Source organism: Herbaspirillum sp. FG34 (assembly GCF_057809315.1).
The window spans coordinates 186727-205838 of record NZ_JBMDJS010000003.1; the positions used below are offsets into that span (position 1 = coordinate 186727).

At 58.9% G+C, this 19112-nt stretch carries 12 protein-coding genes; 7 read left to right on the forward strand and 5 right to left on the reverse strand.

What is annotated here, in order from left to right:
* The first annotated feature begins 63 nt into the window (after positions 1–63).
* The 3 genes from ACODSZ_RS05045 to ACODSZ_RS05055 all read left to right on the forward strand — a co-directional run bounded on the left by ACODSZ_RS05045 (position 64) and on the right by ACODSZ_RS05055 (position 6879).
* Positions 64–2475, forward strand: coding sequence for an autotransporter domain-containing protein (locus ACODSZ_RS05045; protein WP_488927161.1), 2412 nt, complete (start codon positions 64–66; stop codon positions 2473–2475).
* A gap of 195 nt (positions 2476–2670) precedes the next feature.
* A complete protein-coding gene (locus ACODSZ_RS05050) occupies positions 2671–5520 on the forward strand; it encodes a hypothetical protein (RefSeq protein ID WP_488927162.1) in 2850 nt (949 codons plus the stop codon).
* 63 nt (positions 5521–5583) lie between these two features.
* Positions 5584–6879 (forward strand): HNH endonuclease signature motif containing protein, encoded by a 1296-nt coding sequence (locus ACODSZ_RS05055; protein ID WP_175343928.1) that lies wholly within the window; start codon positions 5584–5586, stop codon positions 6877–6879.
* Between the two features lie 163 nt (positions 6880–7042).
* Here the strand turns inward: ACODSZ_RS05055 and ACODSZ_RS05060 are convergent, their stop codons facing one another.
* Positions 7043–7624 (reverse strand): mechanosensitive ion channel family protein, encoded by a 582-nt coding sequence (locus ACODSZ_RS05060; protein WP_175343927.1) that lies wholly within the window; start codon positions 7622–7624, stop codon positions 7043–7045.
* Positions 7625–7988: 364 nt separating this feature from the next.
* On the opposite strand from ACODSZ_RS05060, the gene ACODSZ_RS05065 reads away from it, so the two are divergent.
* The gene (locus ACODSZ_RS05065) at positions 7989–8918 is read left to right on the forward strand and encodes an NADP-dependent oxidoreductase (RefSeq protein WP_175343926.1); all 930 of its coding nucleotides are present in this window, start codon (positions 7989–7991) and stop codon (positions 8916–8918) included.
* 42 nt (positions 8919–8960) lie between these two features.
* Here the strand turns inward: ACODSZ_RS05065 and ACODSZ_RS05070 are convergent, their stop codons facing one another.
* Complete coding sequence (locus ACODSZ_RS05070) at positions 8961–9548, reverse strand: carboxymuconolactone decarboxylase family protein (RefSeq protein WP_488927163.1); 588 nt, start codon at positions 9546–9548, stop codon at positions 8961–8963.
* A 145-nt stretch (positions 9549–9693) separates the two neighbouring features.
* The gene (locus tag ACODSZ_RS05075; RefSeq protein ID WP_488927164.1) at positions 9694–10437 is read right to left on the reverse strand and encodes a siderophore-interacting protein; all 744 of its coding nucleotides are present in this window, start codon (positions 10435–10437) and stop codon (positions 9694–9696) included.
* A 177-nt stretch (positions 10438–10614) separates the two neighbouring features.
* On the opposite strand from ACODSZ_RS05075, the gene ACODSZ_RS05080 reads away from it, so the two are divergent.
* The 3 genes from ACODSZ_RS05080 to ACODSZ_RS05090 all read left to right on the forward strand — a co-directional run bounded on the left by ACODSZ_RS05080 (position 10615) and on the right by ACODSZ_RS05090 (position 13969).
* Complete coding sequence (locus ACODSZ_RS05080) at positions 10615–11634, forward strand: GNAT family N-acetyltransferase (protein WP_488927165.1); 1020 nt, start codon at positions 10615–10617, stop codon at positions 11632–11634.
* Between the two features lie 291 nt (positions 11635–11925).
* Positions 11926–12603, forward strand: a complete 678-nt coding sequence (locus tag ACODSZ_RS05085; RefSeq protein WP_237713604.1) for a YitT family protein — start codon at positions 11926–11928, stop codon at positions 12601–12603.
* A gap of 106 nt (positions 12604–12709) precedes the next feature.
* Positions 12710–13969 carry a nitrate- and nitrite sensing domain-containing protein gene (locus ACODSZ_RS05090; RefSeq protein WP_488927166.1) on the forward strand — a complete coding sequence of 420 codons (1260 nt, stop codon included), beginning with the start codon at positions 12710–12712 and terminating at the stop codon, positions 13967–13969.
* Between the two features lie 25 nt (positions 13970–13994).
* Here the strand turns inward: ACODSZ_RS05090 and atzF are convergent, their stop codons facing one another.
* Together atzF and uca are read right to left on the reverse strand one after the other, a co-directional pair.
* On the reverse strand, positions 13995–15410 hold the full coding sequence (gene atzF / locus ACODSZ_RS05095; protein WP_488927167.1) for an allophanate hydrolase: 1416 nt from the start codon (positions 15408–15410) through the stop codon (positions 13995–13997).
* Positions 15407–19030 (reverse strand): urea carboxylase, encoded by a 3624-nt coding sequence (uca, locus tag ACODSZ_RS05100; protein ID WP_488927168.1) that lies wholly within the window; start codon positions 19028–19030, stop codon positions 15407–15409. Before uca ends, atzF begins: the two co-directional genes overlap by 4 nt.
* Positions 19031–19112: the final 82 nt, after the last annotated feature.

Genomic DNA, 19112 nt, shown 5'->3' on the forward strand with positions numbered 1-19112 from the left:
GCCAAAGAGACAAGCAACTAAAATCGTAATTCTTTGTAACACGGACAATTACGGAAATTTGACATGAGATTTGATGGGGAAGAGGTTTCTCGCTTGAACAGGGTCAAGCGGAAATCGCGCAAGGAGTTATCTCTGAAGCGGTTTGCGGGGTTGCTTGTCTTGCTGGTATTGCAGCTGGTGCTGGGAACAAATGCGGCATACGCGGCATTGTCCGCGTCATGTACAGCCGTCAATGCGCTCAGCGGAAGCGCCTACAGTGCCTCATACGCTGCAGGATCATTTAACAGCGATGAATCGGTCTCCGTTTCGTACAGCGATAACGGCAATGATCCTGCCAGCATTAATGCGCTAGCCACTGACTATGTGCTCCTCCAAGATGCGGCACAAACCAACGCATACGGCTATAACTATTACAGTAGCAGCCATGTCTCCGGGTCTCACTCCTATCAGGTCACGTCATCCCAACTCTCAGCCACTGGCCTGAATCTGGTCGTCAATGTCGGGACCTACATCACTGGCCTCACTGTGACTTGCTCAGCTTCTTCAGTGTCGGCGCCGACTGTTGCCGCGACGTCGACCACCGTCGCCGCCAATAGCAGCAACAACACAGTCACCCTGTCGATCACCGGTACGGCGACCTCCGTCGCGGTGGCTTCAGCACCAAGCCACGGTACGGCAACGGCATCCGGCACCAGCATCACCTATACCCCCGTGGCAGGTTATTCCGGCGCCGACAGCTTCACCTATACTGCCACCAACAGCGCCGGCACCTCAACTGCCGCGACGGCCAACATTACGGTCACTGCGACCGCGGTTGCACTGTCCCCCACCGCTGGCGCACTAGCCTCGGCAACAGTAAATGCCGCTTATAGCCAGACGTTCAGCGCCAGTGGTGGCACCAGTCCCTACACTTATGCCCTGTCGGGAACGTTGCCGACCGGGCTCACCCTTAACACAACGACCGGTCTCCTGTCTGGCACGCCGACCACATCGGGCAGCTATTCTTTCACCGTGACAGTGACGGATGCCGCCTCTGCCACAGCCTCAAATGCCTATACATTGACTGTCGCAGCTGCCGGATCCACAAGTGCGCCGGTCGCAGTGAATCAGACCGCAACCGTGATGGCCGGCCAGACCATTACTGTCAATCTGACCAACGGCGCTACCGGTAGCCCATATACGGGAGCTACCCTGCTAAACACGCCAAGTGCGTCGCAAGGTACGGCGACCATCACCAATACCTACTACCTGACGTTCGCGGCCGCAGCGCAGGCTAGCGGAACCCTGGCACTGCAGTATTCGCTGACCAACGCCACCGGCACATCCAATACGGCAACCGTGACGGTGCAGATCACCAAGCGCTCAGATCCCAGCAAGGATCAGCAGGTAACCGGGCTGGTGAACGCGCAGGCCCAGAGCGCGGTGCAGTTCGCCAGCGCTCAACTCAGCAACTTCAACAACCGCCTGGAGCATCTACACAAGGAATCCGAGCGCCGCAGCGGCCTGTTCAATATCACTGTCGCGGTCCCGCGTAACACTCGCAACCAAGACGGACTGGCAAGCTCTACAGCTTCCAAAGACGCGAGCGGTCTGGCCACCGGCGAAGATCCGGCCAAAGCCAAGGCAGGCGGCCAGCCCTGGGTGACTGACCCCAATTTGGCGCTGTGGACCGGCGGCTACGTGAACTTCGGCACGACGAACAAGGATAGCCTGCGCCTCGATCACACCACGGTCGGCATCAGCGCCGGTGCCGATTACCGATTTGGGCCGGACTTCGTTGCCGGCCTGGGACTTGGCTTCGGTCGTGATGTCAGCGATATTGCTTCGTCGGGCACCCAGAGCAAGGGCAATGCCGCCAGCGCGGCGCTCTACGCCAGTTATCATCCTGGACAGCTCTTTGTGGACACGCTGCTGGGCTATAGTTACCTGAACTTCGACAGCCATCGATACATTACCGACTCCGGTGGATCGGCCAACGGTAGTCGCAACGGCCAGCAATTCTTCGGAGCCCTCAGCAGCGGCTATGAATTCCAATGGCAAAACCTGATGCTGTCGCCCTACGGCCGCCTGCAGTTCTCGACCACCCTGCTGCGCCACTACACCGAGACCGGCGGCGGCGACTACAACCTCTCCTACGCAAACCAGCGAATCAACACGCTGGCACTTGTCGGCGGCTTGCGTAGCCAGTACGGCATCCCGACATCATGGGGTGCCCTCAGACTGACCGGCCGACTGGAATACAGTCAGTCCCTGAAGGGCGATAGCGTGGCCACGATGGGCTATGCCGACGTTGGCAATGACACCTATGCGGTAACGGTGCTGGGCCTGGATCAGAACACCATATCGGCCTCCGCCGGCATCGAGTTTCTCCTGCGCCGTGGATGGACCCTGGGCCTGAGCTACCAGGGCAGCACCAGCATGGATAGCAGCACGCACGAAAACACACTGATAGTGCGCGGAGTCTACAAGTACTGACACGGAACGAGGGGCCCAAGCCCCTCGTTTTTTTTAAACATCAATTCCATATTCGATATGCCAGATACACGGAAGACTCTTCAGAACTTCAACACGAAGCCACGGAAGGTCCGCGAGGACCAAGATCTGGTCAACATTGAAACCGTTAAGCCATCGATCAATACGAATGGTGCAAGCCTGGATTCAAATTACCCCGTGCCAGCCAATCCATATGAAGATGATGATGATTTGGATGAACAAGGGATAACACTTACCGAGCGAGAGCTTAAGGATGGACTCACCAAACGCGAAGCCAAGATTGAACAACGGGAACGAGAAGCCCGAGATCATCGGTCGCAGCTACTTGAAGCGGTAAAAGTTTCGGCACCGGAGATCAACAAAAGACTGCTCGATACATTCGAGAAACTCAGCCTGGAAGACCACAAGTTCGCAGAAAAGCATCTGACTCGAATATTCCAGAATGATGCGCAACTGCAAAACACAATAGACTTTTTCGACCTTAACCTTGCACAGCGTGAGGACCTGTTGGATCGAATTGGTTTTTACAAGGGCATCATCATCGACCACAGTATGTCCAATCCGGTAGAGACAGGTTTCAAAGAAGTGCTACGCCGGGAAGTTGACGTTGAAAGAGAGGGAAAGATCAAACCAACTTCCGTAGCAGCTCTCTTATATCGCAAGCCTAACTTCACCGGCTATTTTGAGAATCACTTTGCATCAACCGAAGCGATGCACCAAGTTCAGAAAAATGGTGTTACCGATATCAAGTCCTCATTGACTGTCGCTGCAGGTAAAGCAGCCAGTGTTGGCGTTGGCGTTTCAGCTGCCTATTACGACGCTGAAGGATCCAATGGGGGCGGAATAAAAAAGAAAATCTACATCACGGCAAACTTCTTCCTTCCGAAAGTTGAGCTATCGTTCGACACAACTTCGCCCTGTGCAAGCCAAGAGTTTGAAGATGCCTGCTTGCTCGCACTTGCGGAAGAAAACGAAGAGAGCAAATTCAAGGCAATCGTGAAAGTGCTTGGGTGCTTTGGGCAATTCGTCGCGACACAGACACTTGTGGGCGGACGACTTTTTGCGACAGACGTGAAAACTTTCGATGGCAGCGAGTCCGAGTCGGAGGCAGTAAACCGATATGCCGGGCGTCTTAAGGTAGCCGGAGATACCGGCACGGCATCGTTCGAATCCGATACCAGCTTCGAGAAAAGCAAACAAGAAAATTCCAGAAACAAAGATACGGCTGAAAAACAGTCCTTCACCATACATGCCGTTGGAGGCGAAGGTGCAGTCATCGAACAAGCTGGCAAGTGGGCTGAATCTCTTTATGATTATCAGCGGTGGTCAGCTGTACAGCGAGAACGGCTAATTCCAAGTATCAATGTGCTCACCCCAGGCACAAGAACAAGCATCGCCAATGTTCTGAAAGAGTTCGCTACCAAACACTCCGCCATGGACCTGGTGACCAAATACCGAGCTTACTTCCTCTTTTATGGAAAATATGATGACGAAATTGGGCGCCACACTAGACATGACATTGTGGTATTCAAGAATTCGAATGATAAGAAATGCCTTGCGGTGCATGGCGAATCGCCACAAGCAGGCAGTGTCACCGGGAAAGAATTTGAGTGGACACGACAAGCTCTATGGCGTGTAACTCCAAATGGGAACATTGTCAGTGTTATCCCGGTAGCGTACGGCTTTCCCGGCAACCGCAAGACCACTGAATTCGCGCTGACAGCATTGATTCAAACACCGAAGGAAGGCGAGACAGCCCCTACCACGGTCAAAGTCGGTCTGGCTGAATTAGCAGAAATTGACCGCAGCCAAGTTTGGGAACTGACAGGGAGTGGCGAACTTCGAAACGCGGGACTCGGGCCAAAATATTCTCTGAGTTTGCCGCTCAACGGGACGCCTGTATTGAAACAGCGGAACGACACAAGCGACAGCACCATTATTTGGAACGTTCAAGAGGCAACAGCAGACGACATCACAAGATCGGAAATACAACAAGCGTATTTCGTTCTGAAAGCTCCAAATGGTTTGGTACTTTCAATTGAGGGATGCGAGGACACGGACAGTCGATTCACAACGGCCGACAGACGTCGAATTGCCTTGCAACGCGATATCGGAAGTCGACATCAGCTTTGGACCCAAAAATCAGATGGAACCCTTGTCTCAGCAATCACCATCGTACGTGATTCCACCGGGGACACAGCAGAGGTATGCCTTTCGACAGGCACCGGAGGCGTCGCCATCGCCCAAGCAAATATCGGGCAGGTAAGTGCATTCAAGCTTGACCCAGAAAATCGACTGAAATTCGAGGGTGCGGAGAATGTAACGTATCTGGTTGCAGTACTAAAAGAGAGGCAGTCAGCACAACGTGTTATCACGTCCAACGAAGTCGGCGATGCACTTACATTGCAACGCATCGCCTCCAACGCCTCGCCTATCGCGTATTCGGTTGGCGTGCCAAAAACAAATTTCAAGGAATTTGAACGAATAGCCACCGTTGACAAGCGAGAACTCCGCGTCGATGGCCACCTGACGGGCATCAAATTCATTGTTGAAGAGCGTGGCAAGGGACGCGCATCGTATAACGAATACTATCGCCTTCGAATGATGTTGTCGGTGGAGCGGAAAGATGGCACGAGCTCATCCGACGTCGAACTGTCAGACGAGCCAGATGAAAAAGACAATGACCGCGATCATCTGGACTGGAGCGAGGGAGGTTATGTATTTGTCGATAACCGCTACTTATTCTTGCCAGATGAACCCATCTACTCGATCCGTTTGATTACAAGCACGGACGGCGATCAACGACGTCGACTTGCGTTTGAATATCGGCTAACCAGCAATGGCGACTGGTATGGCTTATCAAGCTGCAGCGAAAAAATGGAATTGCTTAAGCAGGACCGTCTTGGCGCGTATCAGGAATTTGATGATCTGCAAAAGAACGGCAACAAGATTACGGCAATTGCGCTCGATTATGATCCTTACTCACAGCGAATTCGACCAAAGTTCTTGCGCCGCATGATCGGGTAATTACATCGCCACAGATATCCGATATAGCGCTTGTTCATCAAGAAGTGCATGTTTCAGGTCCAAATGAAACAACGTAACCCCAGGAAAAATTTCATGGTCGGTCCTACAGATAAGCTGAAAAATCTCAGGTTCAAATTCGCAACGAAAAACGGCAACAAAGGCGAAAGTTCGACTGTCCTTAAAAAGCCCATCTCAAAGGAGAGAAGAACCGTCAATAGTCCTTTGACACGCGCCCTGGCCAACAACCAGATCCAAGACATTATCTCTACAAGCATTGAAAATTTTGAGGGGGCGACGTTACCTGATTTCCCCTCGGAATTTGAGAACTTGAAGAGAGCCAGGGGCTTCGCTAAAGAGGTGAGAGCAAAATATATAGATTGCCTGCCATATTTCTATATTAAAGAGCCGACCACCCCGATCTACTGGTGCCCGTGGTGCATGCATTCGATCCCTATTGATGGAATGCATGTGGATCACGTGATTGCGAAGCGCATCTATGTCCGCTATCGAATCTTTCAAGATTTCAGCAAAGGGGAAAGATTCCGGGATCACGACGCAGATACTTACCTGGATCATTACCTGCACGAGACCATTAATCTCGTCTTGTCGTGTGCATCGTGCAATGTCAAGAAGCAAGACAATCTGGTGACAGCGGAGAGATTGCGGACCCTGAAATTCAACTCCGACAAATATCCAGACAAATGGGAAATACGAGACAAGATCGACCAGGCCGTAGCGATTCGCAAGGTATATGGCGAGGAAGAAAGCGATCACCGAAAGTACATGACGAGCGGTGATCTTGGATTTATCGGCGGCAGCAATCTAGAGAAAGCAGGTGTAACTGCGCTTGAGAATAGGATGAACTTATGGGGGGGAAATAGCGGCAGACCAGCTTTCCGTCCCAAGGATGTTCACCCGACTCTGCAAGTACAGCAACTTGCCAATCAACACATAGGATATGGAGCACGACTTTGTTTTTACTGTTTGGGCTTTTACCATCCATCCGCGTTCCAAATCGACCATATAAATGCCAAAAAAAGAGGCACAACCTACACGTTGAAAACTAACAATGTCTCTGGCAACTTATTTCCTGTTTGCGCTCGCTGCAATAATAAAAAAAGAGAAAAGACTTTTAGTTTTGATATGTTGAATGACTTTATCAACGAACGAAGAAACGCTGAGATTCCTGGAATTGAGCTAACGGACTGGGTCATCTTCGATGATGTGGCTACTGCAGTCGAGAGAGCGCAGGCACGAGTAATCGAAATTTTTATCAGCAAAGTGACTAAAAAATCCTACGCCGACTTTATTCAAAATGGAGCAGGCCATTCTCTCTACCAACTAGGACTTATCGACTAGAAAGACGAATCCCCTCCTCTAGCGCCCATTCATACTGATGAAATCAAGAATCGGCTTGGGAGGGGATTCAGCATTTTTTCAAATATGTGCTTCCTCAATGACGGCTAATGAAGGTGGCCACGCATCACTAGAACCCATTTCATAAATAGGCGTGAGATGCGTTCTAAAATCCCGTCCCACGCTCATCACTCCACCTGCGCACTATCCGCTGAAAGAACAGACTGTTCGGCAACTGCAGGATCGTCTTCTCTTCCTGCCCCTCCTCCAGCAAGGTGGTATAGACCAGGTTGATATCCAGCACCCGCCCCTTTACGCCAGGCTTGTCTCCGCCTTCCAGCACCTCGATCATGTCCCCCACGCGGAACGGCCCTGTAGTAAAGATCAGGATGGCGCAAAACAGATTGGACAACACACTCCACACCGCAAAGAACGCCACCGCACCCACGGCGGCGAATCCGGTAAACGCAGACCATAGCACCGTACCGGACACTCCCATCCGCTCCAGCGCCCACAGTACGGCACCGCCATAGATGAAAAATCCCAGCACCCGCTGCGTGAGCATGATGGCCGTAGCCGGCAAACCGTAATCGCGTTCGACCCTCGCGATGAGGCGCCTGGCCACCCGCATGATCGCCAGCGCCAGCAGAAAAATCAGCACCACCTCCGTCGCCGGCACCAGCACGTCGAACCAGTCAGCCACCCATTGCGGCAAATTATCGTGGATGGATTGCAAAACTCTGTTCATTCAATTCCTCTTGAAAATTATTTGCACAGGCCTTTCCTGCTCGCCAGCGACACCGCGCACGCAGAAAAAGTGCCGCAAAATCCGGACGTACGATAACACCACGGAAACAGCGTCACGCACTCGCGCAAGGGCAGGCAGAACGTCCGAATGACACTGGCTTATAGCATCATCAGTCAAACTTATCGAGACATCAGCCCAGCTTATTACTGGAATATGGATAGTCTATTTGCATTGCCTTGACGCTTCTCTCTAGGATCCGATCCTGAAGTAGCTCACGGCGGACCGGCTGCTCTTCAAACCAACGCTGCGCACGGTCTGCCAGCAGGGTTTTCCACAAGGACCAAACAGCCACGAAAGAGGCACGATGAATACGAAGGCAATCCGCTATCACCAATACGGCCCCCCGGAAGTCATGGTTCTGGAAACCATCGAGGCGCCCGCCCTGACCTCGGGCCAGGTCCGTGTCAGCCTGTGCGCGGCGGGAGTCGCTCCCCTGGATACCAAACTCAGGGCCGGTCTGCTTGAACGCCACGTACCACTCAGACTACCCAAGATCCCCGGCCGCGACGGTGCGGGCGTGATCGTCGAATCCAGCGCCGAGGGTCTCCATGTCGGCGACGCCGTCTGCGTGATCGCCGACATGTTCGGCCAGGGTACCTACGCCGACAGCATCGTCCTGCCGGCAGCGCGCGTGGTCGCGCAGCCCGCTTCGCTGACGAAGCGACAGGCAGCGGCGCTGTTGCAGCCCGGCGCAAGTGCCTGGATTCCCATGGTCAGAACAGCACAGGTATCCAGCGGCATGAAGATACTGGTACACGCCGGTTCCGGCGCAGTAGGCAGTCTGATGATCCAGCTGGCGGTGCACCTGGGCGCCGAGGTCTGGGCAACCTGCAGCAGTGCCAACCGGGATGCCGTGCTGGCATTGGGTGCGACCGGGGTCATCGCCCATGACAAGGAGGATTTCTCGACTTTGCGCGGGTTCGATGTCGTCTTCGACCTGGTGGGCGCAGACACCCACGACCGTTCCTATCCCGTCCTCAAACCCGGGGGCCAGTTGGTCTGGCTGGTCGCTGCCCCGATCCGGGAACGCGGGGACGAATTCAAGGTACGTGTGATCCGCTCGATCATCGATGACGATCCGGAGTGCCTGCGACAGGTCGCGCTGCTGGCGCAACAACAGGTGCTGGTACCCGCGGTCGGTCAGTGCTTCCCCCTCGCAGAGGCTGCCTTCGCGCACGCGCTGCTGGAGTCCGGCAAGGCGCCGCGCGGAAGGATCGTGCTCGATATCGCGTAAGCCTGGCCGGCGGCATGCCACTGCCAGACACACACCCGACATTCACTCCGCTGCGCTGCCGGCAGGTTCATCAAAGGGCAGCGGTGCTTGTCCATGGCGCACATGGAAGACGTTCAGCGTCATGGCCACCAGAGAATAGTAGCCCAGCAGTCCCACAAGATTGACCAGCACCTCGATACCGAAGCGCTCTTGCGCCTCCCGATACAAGGGCTCGGAAATACGTCTGTTCTCGTACAGTTCTTCCACGAATTCCCAGATCATCTGTTCGTCGCGCGCCTCAAAGGCAGGGGGCCTGCCCAGACGAATCCGCTCGATATTGTCCGCGTCCAGTCCAGCCTCGATGGCGATGGGATAGTGAATCTGCCACTCCGCCTGAGCTTGCCATTTCGCGGCCGTGCACAGGATGGCCAGCTCCGACAGTCGCAACGGCAGCTGCGTGTGATAACGGCAGAATGCGCCCAGCTTCTGGGCAGGCTGCGCCAGTTCGGGACTGTGGATCCAGGACAGGAAGGGACCGGCCAGGTTGCCACGCGGGCCCTTCAGGATATCGTCCAGGACTTCCTTTTGTGCGAGGGTGGCGGTGGCGATGTCGACGGCGGGCAGCCGAGGTTTGCTCATATCTGGCGACATGGGTTTCCTTGGAAAAGACTGGAATAGGGGTGGTCAGGCATGATACCGGCCTGCCCGACCGCTCGGGTGCAATTTTGCCCGACGCCGGGCTTGATCTGAATATCATGCCCGACTTCGGTGCCAGCACCTTCCCAAACGGCTCCGTTCAGTCCAGCCCCTTCTTCCCCAATGCCCAATAAGCCTTGGCCTTGATGCGGCGATTGCCGACACCAGCGCCATTTAGATGACGCTTGATGGCCTGGATCGCGGCCGCACGTCCGGCAAGAATGAAGTTCGTATCAGGTGTTGCCGTGCGCAGTATCACTTCGTTGATCTCGGCCAGATGCGCATCGTCCGGCTGCCGCCGCACGAGAACCGCATCGCCAATGCCAAGCCTCTGCAAGACCTCGTGCATCTGCACGACATCGTCCACCTCGAATACCATCGCAGCCTCAGTGCCCGGCTGCGCCAGCGCCGCAGCCAGTCCGAGGCAGGTTTCATCGCCGAACAGCAGCGGCTGTTTCACCTGGCTCACATCCATCGAACTGCGCGGCCCCATGAATGCTACGTTCGTGCCAGGCCGAACCCCGTCAAAAAATGCACAGGTTGCCGTCCCTCCATGCAGATAAACGATAAATTCCGCACAGCCTTGCGCCGGGTCCCAGGACAAGGGCGTGTAGGTCCGGTTTTCGAATCCTTTGCCGAGACTGACCTGTATCTTGTCGCCCGGTGTCCAGTTCTGGTTCCTCAGCGCCTGGCCCTGCAAGCGAATGCGCACATAATGCCGGCCGATTCTTTCCACTGATGAGATCCTCGCCTGTTTCAGCAGAACTTTCTTGAGCAACCGCGTCAACGTGCCATCGGCAGAAAGAGAAGGGGCGAGGGAGAGGTCGTCGGCCGTACCAGGCATGGTCATTCCTTTGATCGTGTGAATGACGACAAGACGACTCAGCACAGCCACTTATTGTGTCGACAGTGCAGCACATTGCAAGGTCAGGAAGCTGGCCATCACCGCAGGTCGCCGCCAATACGCGTATGCTGATGAACCGCAACCCGCCCACGCAGATATCCATTCCTGTCCACCACGATGACGCGCTCTTCCCCTGCCCGCCACGCCCCCTTCGCGCTGTTCCAGCAAACCCGCGCCTCGGATCTCGACAAGCTGATCGCTCTGCGTGTTACCGCCATGCGACCCAGCCTGGAGCAAATCGGGCGCTTCGATCCACAGCGTGCACGGGAGCGTTTCACCAACGACTTCTTGCCGGATAGAACCTTTCATGTCCTGCACCAGGGCCGGACTGCTGGCTTCTTTGCGCTGGAACGCCAACCAGATGCGCTGCACCTGCGCCACCTGTATCTCCATCCCGACTACCAGCGTGAAGGCCTGGGTACGCAGGTACTCAGGCGCATCCTGGCCGATGCCCGCCGCCATGGCTGCAGCGTGCAGTTGGCAGCATTGCGCGGGAGTCCGGCCAATGCCTTCTATCGCCGTCATGGTTTCATACAGGTCCGCGAGGAAGAATGGGACATCCATTACGCACATCACGCATCGCCAGCGCCCGGCGTGGCCCACACGTCCGGAGCGTGCGTCATACGCTGGCTGGAGCACACGGACCTGTGCGCGCTGGATGCGGTCCTGCGCCAGCACGTGCGTGATCTGCGAGACGGCAGCGTGGTCGAAGCCGAGGTCGCCGCCATCCGTGACTGCATGAGCGGCGCGATGGATGCCGAGGGACGTTATCGCAGCTATCTGGTGGCGCGCGATAGCAATGGCCGGGTGCTGGGCTGCATGGCGCTGTCACGCCCGGATACGCGCCTGAGCAACCACCTCAATCTGGATCCACAAGCACAAGGGACCGCGCTGGAATTGCTCAATGTCTTCGTGCGTCGCGACGCCATGCGCGGACAGGGCATCGGTCGCGCTCTGCTGCAGGCGGCCTGTGACGAGGCCCGTGCGGCCTGTGCCGGACAACTGGTGGTCAACAGCGGCCCGCGCTATCGCGCCAGCTGGGGCTTCTACGATCATCTCTTCGATGCCAGTCACGGCATGATGCAGAACTATTACGGGCCAGACCGTCACGCCAAGGTATGGAGCATGATGCTTTGATGCTTTGATCGCTGCAAGCGTATCGAAACCGCTATCGGCCGCGCCCCGCCCACATTCCCCTAACCGAAAATTCAGGCTCTGGCACATTTCCTGCTTGCCGAGAAGTGTTGTAGCGGCGCCGCGCCGTCTCATCCGACTCTCGCCGCACTGCAACAAATCCATTACCATGCGCCCCAGCGGCGGCTGTCGACGATTGAAGGCAGCTGCACACCGTTGGCTGTACCGGCTTACCCGCCGACCTGGCCAGCGACGTGACGCGTTCGTTATCCACGATTGATGATTGGTATTGCCATGACGACTTCCACTGCGGATTCCTCGCCCTCCTCGCCCATTGCCGCTGCGCCCGCCGCACGTGCCAGTACCGCGGCCCTGCCTGCCGTGCGCCACAGCTGGATCGACAACCTGCAAGGCCAGCTCTTCGGTGTGGTGATGATCGCCTTCGGCATGTCCATGCTGCACAGCCTGGGCCTGATCATCGGTCAGATCGCCGGTGTGGCCTTCCTGGTGACCTATGCCACCGGCATCAGCTTCGGCATGGCCTTTACCCTCATCAACCTGCCCTTCTACCTGCTGGCCGCCCTGCGCATGGGCGCCGCCTTCACCTGGCGCACCCTGGCCGCCGTCACGGCAGTCTCGGTACTGACCAACGTGGCCGGCAACTACATCAGCTACAGCCACCTCGATCCCGCCGTCGGGGCAGTGCTGGCCGGACTGTGCGTGGGCATCGGCCTGATCGGGCTGTTCCGCCACCAGGCCAGCTGCGGCGGCATGAGCATCCTGGCCACCTACGTGCAGGAACGCACCGGCTTCAAGGCCGGCTGGCTTCTGATGGGATTTGACCTGGCGCTGTTTGCGACGGCGGCCCTGTTCCTGCCGATGGATCGCGTGTTCTATTCGCTCATCGGCGCCATCACGATGAACCTGTTCGTGGCGTGGAATCATCGCTACGAATGGTATATCGCCCGCTAGGGAGCGGATGCCGGGCAAGTCGATTCCATTACAATCCGGGGATGCAGCGCCATTGCATGAAACTTGCTGGCGCTGAGGGTCTCCCTGATTCTTCGTCCTGCCGTCCATGAGCCAAGTCCTGAACTACCTGATCACCGCCCGCCGCTGCGAAGTGGAGGAACTGCAACGCCTGGCTCGCACCTGCCAGCTGGTACTCACCGTGGGCAAGCTGATTCATTGCCTGCAGCAGGAACGCGGGGTCTCCAACATCTATCTCGGCTCGCGCGGCGAGCGGGATGCGCAGGAGTGCCAGGAGCGCGTAGCGGCGAGCCAGGCGGCACGGTGTGAATTCGATGCCTGGCTGGAATCCACCGAGCACGACAACGCTCTCTCCAATGGCGCGCGTCTCTACACCCGCATCGCCTTCGCCCTGCATGCACTGGACGGGCTGCCCAAGCTGCGCGCCGATGTGGTGGCCCTCACCTGTACCCCGAGCGCCAGCTACGAGCGTTTCAAGACGGTGGTGGGCGCCCTGCTGGCGCTGGTGTTTGAAGCGGCCGATGTGGCCGTGGACCCCGAGATATCGCGTCTGCTGGTGGCGCTGTTCAACCTGATGCAGGGCAAGGAATTTGCCGGACGCGAACGGGCCGCCGGTGCTGCCGCGTTTGCCATGGGCAAGATCACGCGCGAACAGGAACAGACCATCGAAACCCAGATCGAGATGCAGGAACAGGCCCTGCGTCGTTTCGAATCCTTCGCCGAAGGTTTCCGCAACGAGTGGAGCGCCATGCAGGCCACCCTGCCGCTGGCCGATCTGGAAAGGCTGCGTCGCAAGCTGCTCACCGCGCATGGCCGTCCGCTTGATCCCGAACTGGCCGATGCCTGGTACCAGTGCTGCTCCACCCGCATGGATGGCCTGCACCGGGTCGAGATCCATCTGGCCAACTACCTGCAGTCGCAATGCAGGGACAAGATCGCCGAATTGCAGAAGGAACTGGACCACCAGGGCCAGCTCTTCAGCCAGGATGATGCACTCGATCCATTGGCCCCGCTGGTCGCCTTCCCCTCCAGCCTGGAAGACCAGGCGCTGCCGGACCAATCGCTGCGTACCGGGGTGGGGCCGCACCTGACCCACTCCATTGTCGACATCCTGCGCACCCAGTCCGAGCGCCTGCAGAACCTGACCCAGGAACTGGCCACCGTGCGCGAGAGCCTGGAAGAACGCAAGCTCATCGAGCGGGCCAAGGGTGTGCTGATGATGAAGCAGGGCCTCAACGAAGAAGCCGCCTATCGCCTGCTGCGCAAACACGCCATGAACCAGAACCGGCGCATCGCCGAAGTGGCGCAGGCCATTCTCTCGCTGACCGAAATCCTGCCGGACGCCTGACCAGGCGTCCGCCCTCCCCGGTCACTCACGCCGCCAGCAGGCGGTTTTCGATCTGCCGCTGTCCGACCAGTGGCCGTCCATGTGCGCGCTGCAAGGCATCGGCCACGCCCAGCAGTGCCTGGTCGGTGAAGGCCGGGCCGAATACCGTGATGCCCCAGGGCAGGCCGTTCTTCATGAAGTTCATCGGGGTGGCGACGGCCGCGTAGTCCAGCATGTTCATGAAATTGGTGTACCAGCCCAGATCCGAATTGCGCTGCACCGGCTGCTCGTGCAATTCCTCCAGGGTCACCGGACGCGGATAGGCAGGCGTGACCACGCAATCGACAGTGCTGAGGATGCGGTCGCATTGCACCTTCAGTTGCTGCAGGCGATATTGTGCGCGGAAGGTATCGACGGCGCTGTACTGCGGTGCCTTGCGCAGCACGTCGCGAATCACCGGCAGGATCTCCTCAGGCCGTTCCTGCAACAGCGCTTCGATGGTGCTGTAGCGCTCGGCCACCCACGGGCCCTCGTAGAGCAGGCGCGCTGCCTCCAGAAAGGGGCTGAAATCGATGGTCACGGGTACGCCGCCGATGGCCTCCAGTTGTCCCAGCGCTTCCACGAACAGGACCGGACTCTCGCTGCAGCCGAGGAATTCCAGCTGGCGCGGTACTCCCACGCGCAAGCCCTCGCGTGGCGCCTGGAAGGCCGCTGCATCATTGTGCGGCAGGTTGGCCCGGCTGTATTCGTCGCGCTCGTCGGGCTGTCCTGATTGCGTGCACAGCGCCAGCAGCTGACTGGCTTCGGCTGCCGTGGCGGTGAAGAAGGTCACGCAATCCAGCGTACGGCAGGCGGGCACTACCCCGGCGGTGGAGAGCAGTCCCTTGGTCGCCTTCAGTCCGACCAGATTGTTCAGGGCGGCAGGGACGCGGCCACTGCCGGCCGTGTCAGTGCCCAATGCAAAGCTGCTCAAACCCAATGCCACCGCCAGCGATGAACCGGAGGACGAACCGCCGGAAGGATAATCCGGATGCACGCTGTTGCGGCAGGCGCCATAGGGCGAGCGGGTACCGTTGAGACCGGTGGCGAACTGATCCAGATTGCATTTGCCCATCGGCACCGCACCGAGCGCGATCAGTTGCGCTACCAGGGTGGCACTCTCGCGTGGTACGTAGCTGAAGGCCGGACAGGCCGCCGTGGTCGCAATACCCGCCAGGTCGATGTTGTCCTTGATCGAGAAGGGCACACCATACAGCGGCAGGCTGTGCGGGGATTGCCGTTCCAGCGCCTGCAGGTAGGGCTCGATCTCTTCCTCGCTCAACAGGTGGAGGTAGAGCCGGTATTGCGCATTGAGTGCGATGGCACGCTCACGCAGGCGGCCGATCACGGTGCGCGGGGACAGGCTGCCATCACGATAGGCCGCCGTGAGCGCATCGATGCGCAAGTCGAAAGGATGGATCATGTGGCCTCCTGTTCAATCTCTTCCATGACCAGCACGCACTGTCCCGCACGTACCGGACTGCCCGGCTGCACCCGTACTTCGGCGACGATGCCGGCTTCGGGGGCGGCGATGTTGATTTCCATCTTCATCGATTCCAGAATCATCAGCAGTTCACCTTGCGCCACCCGCTGGCCGGGACTGACCTTGACCTGCCACAGGTTGCCGGCAATGGGCGCATCCACGGCCAGTTGTCCCGCCTGCAGGGGTTGGTCTTCCTGCATGAGAGCACTGTCTTCCTCGCTCTCGTAGTCGGCCTGGCCGTTGGCGATCCAGCGCTGGCGCTCGGCATCGAAGGCTGCTTGCTGATGCTGGCGGAAGGCAGCGATACCCTCGGCTTCGCGTTGCAGAAAATCCTGGTAGTGCGCCAGATCCAGTCGCGTCTCCTCGATGCCGACCTCGAAGCGGCCCAGCGGGAAGTCGCGGCGGATGGTCTGCAATTCTTCGGCCGTGACCGGATAGAAACGGATCTGGTCGAAGAAGCGCAGCAGCCAGGGCTTGCCCCGGAAGGCCGCGACTTCGCGATAGCGGTTCCACATCTGCAGGGTGCGGCCCACGAACTGGTAACCGCCCGGTCCTTCCATGCCATAGATGCACATATAGGCACCGCCGATACCTACCGAGTTCTCGGCAGTCCAGGTGCGCGCCGGGTTGTACTTGGTCGTGACCAGGCGATGACGCGGGTCCAGCGGCGTAGCCACCGGCGCGCCCAGATAGACATCGCCCAGTCCCATGACCAGATAGCTGGCATCGAACACGGTCTGGCGCACCGCGCCGATATCCTTGAGGTCGTTGATGCGGCGGATGAATTCAAGATTGCTGGGGCACCACGGTGCATCCTTGCGCACGGTGGTCATGTATTTCTCGATGGCGAGCTGACAGGCCGGGTCGTCCCAGGACAAAGGCAGGTGCACGATACGCGAGGATACCGTCAGGTTCTGGCGGGCGCAGACGGCATCCCACAATCCGGCGATGGTCTCCAGCAAGGTCGGCAAGGGCAAGGCTTCCGGCTGGTAGTGCACCTGCAGCGAGCGAATACCGGGCGTGAGGTCGATCACGCCGGGAAGATGCTGTTCTTCCAAGGCCGCGATCAGGGCATGCACGCGGAAGCGCAGCACCAGGTCCAGTTGCGGGCTGCCCACTTCCAGCAGCAGATTGGCATCGCCCGACAGACGCGCCACCAGACGGTGTTCATCCTGTCCCAGGTCAAGCACGACGGGCGAGGCCAGCGGTGCCGGCGACCAGTCCACCGGCTGCGGCTGCAGGCTGGTGATACCGGCTTGTGCGGCCAGGGCGATGCGGCGTGCAGTGCTCACCTCCACCGGAACGAAGCGCAGCTTGTCACCGGCCTTGAGCTGGCCAATCTGCCAGAGATCGGCCTCGATCACCGTGACCGGGCAGACGAAGCCGCCCAGGCTGGGGCCATCCGGTCCGAGGATGACCGGCATGTCGCCCGTGAAATCGACGGCACCGACGGCATAGGGATTGTCATGAATGTTGGAGGGATGCAGGCCGGCTTCGCCACCGCTGTCGCGCACCCATTCCGGCTTGGGTCCGATCAGGCGCACGCCGGTGCGGCTGGAATTGAAATGGACTTCCCAGTCGGTGGCGAAGAAGGTCGCCATGTAGGTCGGCGTGAAATATTCCGGCGCACCATGCGGACCATAGATCACGCGGACCTGACGTACCGCATCGAGGGCGGGATACAGGTTGGCCGGCAAGACCTGGCCGACCTCGGGCATGTCGCCCTCGGCCAACGGCAGCAGATGCAGGATGTCGCCACTGGCCAGCGCACGCCCCGCATGACCACCAAACTGGCCCAGCGTGAAGGTGCTGCGGCTGCCCAGATAGGCCGGCACCTGCACGCCACCGCGCACGGCCAGATAGCTGCGCGCACCGGCGCCGCTGATGGTGCCAAGCTTCAGGGTGCTGCCGGCGGCGATGTGCAACACGGTGGCCATGGGCTGGGCTACGCCATCGAGCAAGACCGGGATCACGGCACCGGTGACCACCACCCTGGCGGCGGTATTGAAACGCAGTACCGGCCCCATCATGGTCACTTCCAGTCCCGCCGCATCCTCGGCATTACCCAGCAGGCGATTGCCCAGCCGCAGTGCGCGCTCATCCATGGGCCCTGAGGGCGGCACGCCGACGGCCCAATAACCGATGCGGCCAGGATGATCCTGCACCGTGGTCTGGGTACCGGGTGACAGGACCTCCACCGTATCGGCGTGATAGACCAGTTGTTCCAGACAACGCGTCCATGGCTGGCCGTCGGCAAAGGGGGCATCGGCCAGGATCTGGCGCAGGTAATGCTGATTGGTTTCCACGCCATACAGCAGGGTCTCGCGCAGCGCCGCATCCAGCGCCACACGGGCAGCTTCACGGGTGGGCTGCCAACTGATCAGCTTGGCGATCATGGGATCGAAATACGGCGGGATCTCACAACCGGCCTCGACCCAGGTATCGATGCGCAAGGTCTGCCCATCGGCCGGCGGGAAATCGACGGCGGTCAGCAAGCCCGGGCAGGGCTGGAACTGGCGCCCCGGATCTTCCGCATACAGACGCGCCTGGATCGCATGGCCACGCGGCTGCAAACGGGACGCCAGTTGCGACAGCGGTGGCAGGTCGCCGGCTGCCAGTTCGATCATCCAGCGCACCAGATCCACGCCCCAGACCTGTTCGGTCACGCCGTGTTCCACCTGCAGGCGCGTGTTGACTTCGAGGAAGTAGAACTGCCCGGCCAGACTGTCATAGACGAACTCCACCGTACCGGCACTGCGATAGTTCACCGCGCGCGCCAGCTGGATGGCTGCCGCGCACAGGGCCTCGGCCATGCCCTCGGGAAGATGGGGCGCGGGCGTTTCTTCCAGCACTTTCTGGTTGCGTCGTTGCACCGAGCAGTCCCGTACGCCCAGGGCGATCACCTCGCCCTGCCCGTCACCGAAGACCTGCACTTCCAGATGGCGGGCACGTTCGATGTATTTCTCGATGAAGACGCCGGCGTCGCTGAAATTGTTCTGGCCCAGTCGACGCACCGAATCAAAGGCGTCCGTCAATTCCGCATCGCTGCGGCAGACGCGCATGCCGATGCCGCCACCGCCCGCCGTGCTTTTGAGCATCACCGGATAACCCACGCGCGACGCAGCCGAGAGCGCATCGTCGAGGCTCTCCAGCAGGTCGGTGCCTTCCAGCATCGGCACGCCCTGCTCTCGCGCCAGTGCGCGCGCGGTGTGCTTGAGTCCGAAGATGCGCAGCTGCGCCGGGGTGGGGCCGACGAAGGCGATGCCGGCGGCTTCGCAGGCTTCGGCAAAGGCGGCATTCTCGGAGAGAAAACCATAACCGGGATGGATGGCCTGCGCGCCACTGTCGCGGGCGGCGGCCAATATCTTGTCCACAGCCAGATAGGTCTGGGCCGCCGCACCTTCTCCCAAAGAGATGGCGCGGTCGGCCTGCAGGACGTGCAGGCTGCCGAGGTCGGCTTCGGAATAGACACACACGCCGGTCACGTCCAGCGTGCGCAGGGTGCGCAGGATGCGGCAGGCAATGGCGCCACGATTGGCGATGAGCAGATGGTCAAACATGGAATGGGCCTGGAAATCCGGGTCGTCCCGTGATTCGAAAAACCGGCTCGCGGTCGTCCGCGAGGGGTGCAGGGCTGCGTAC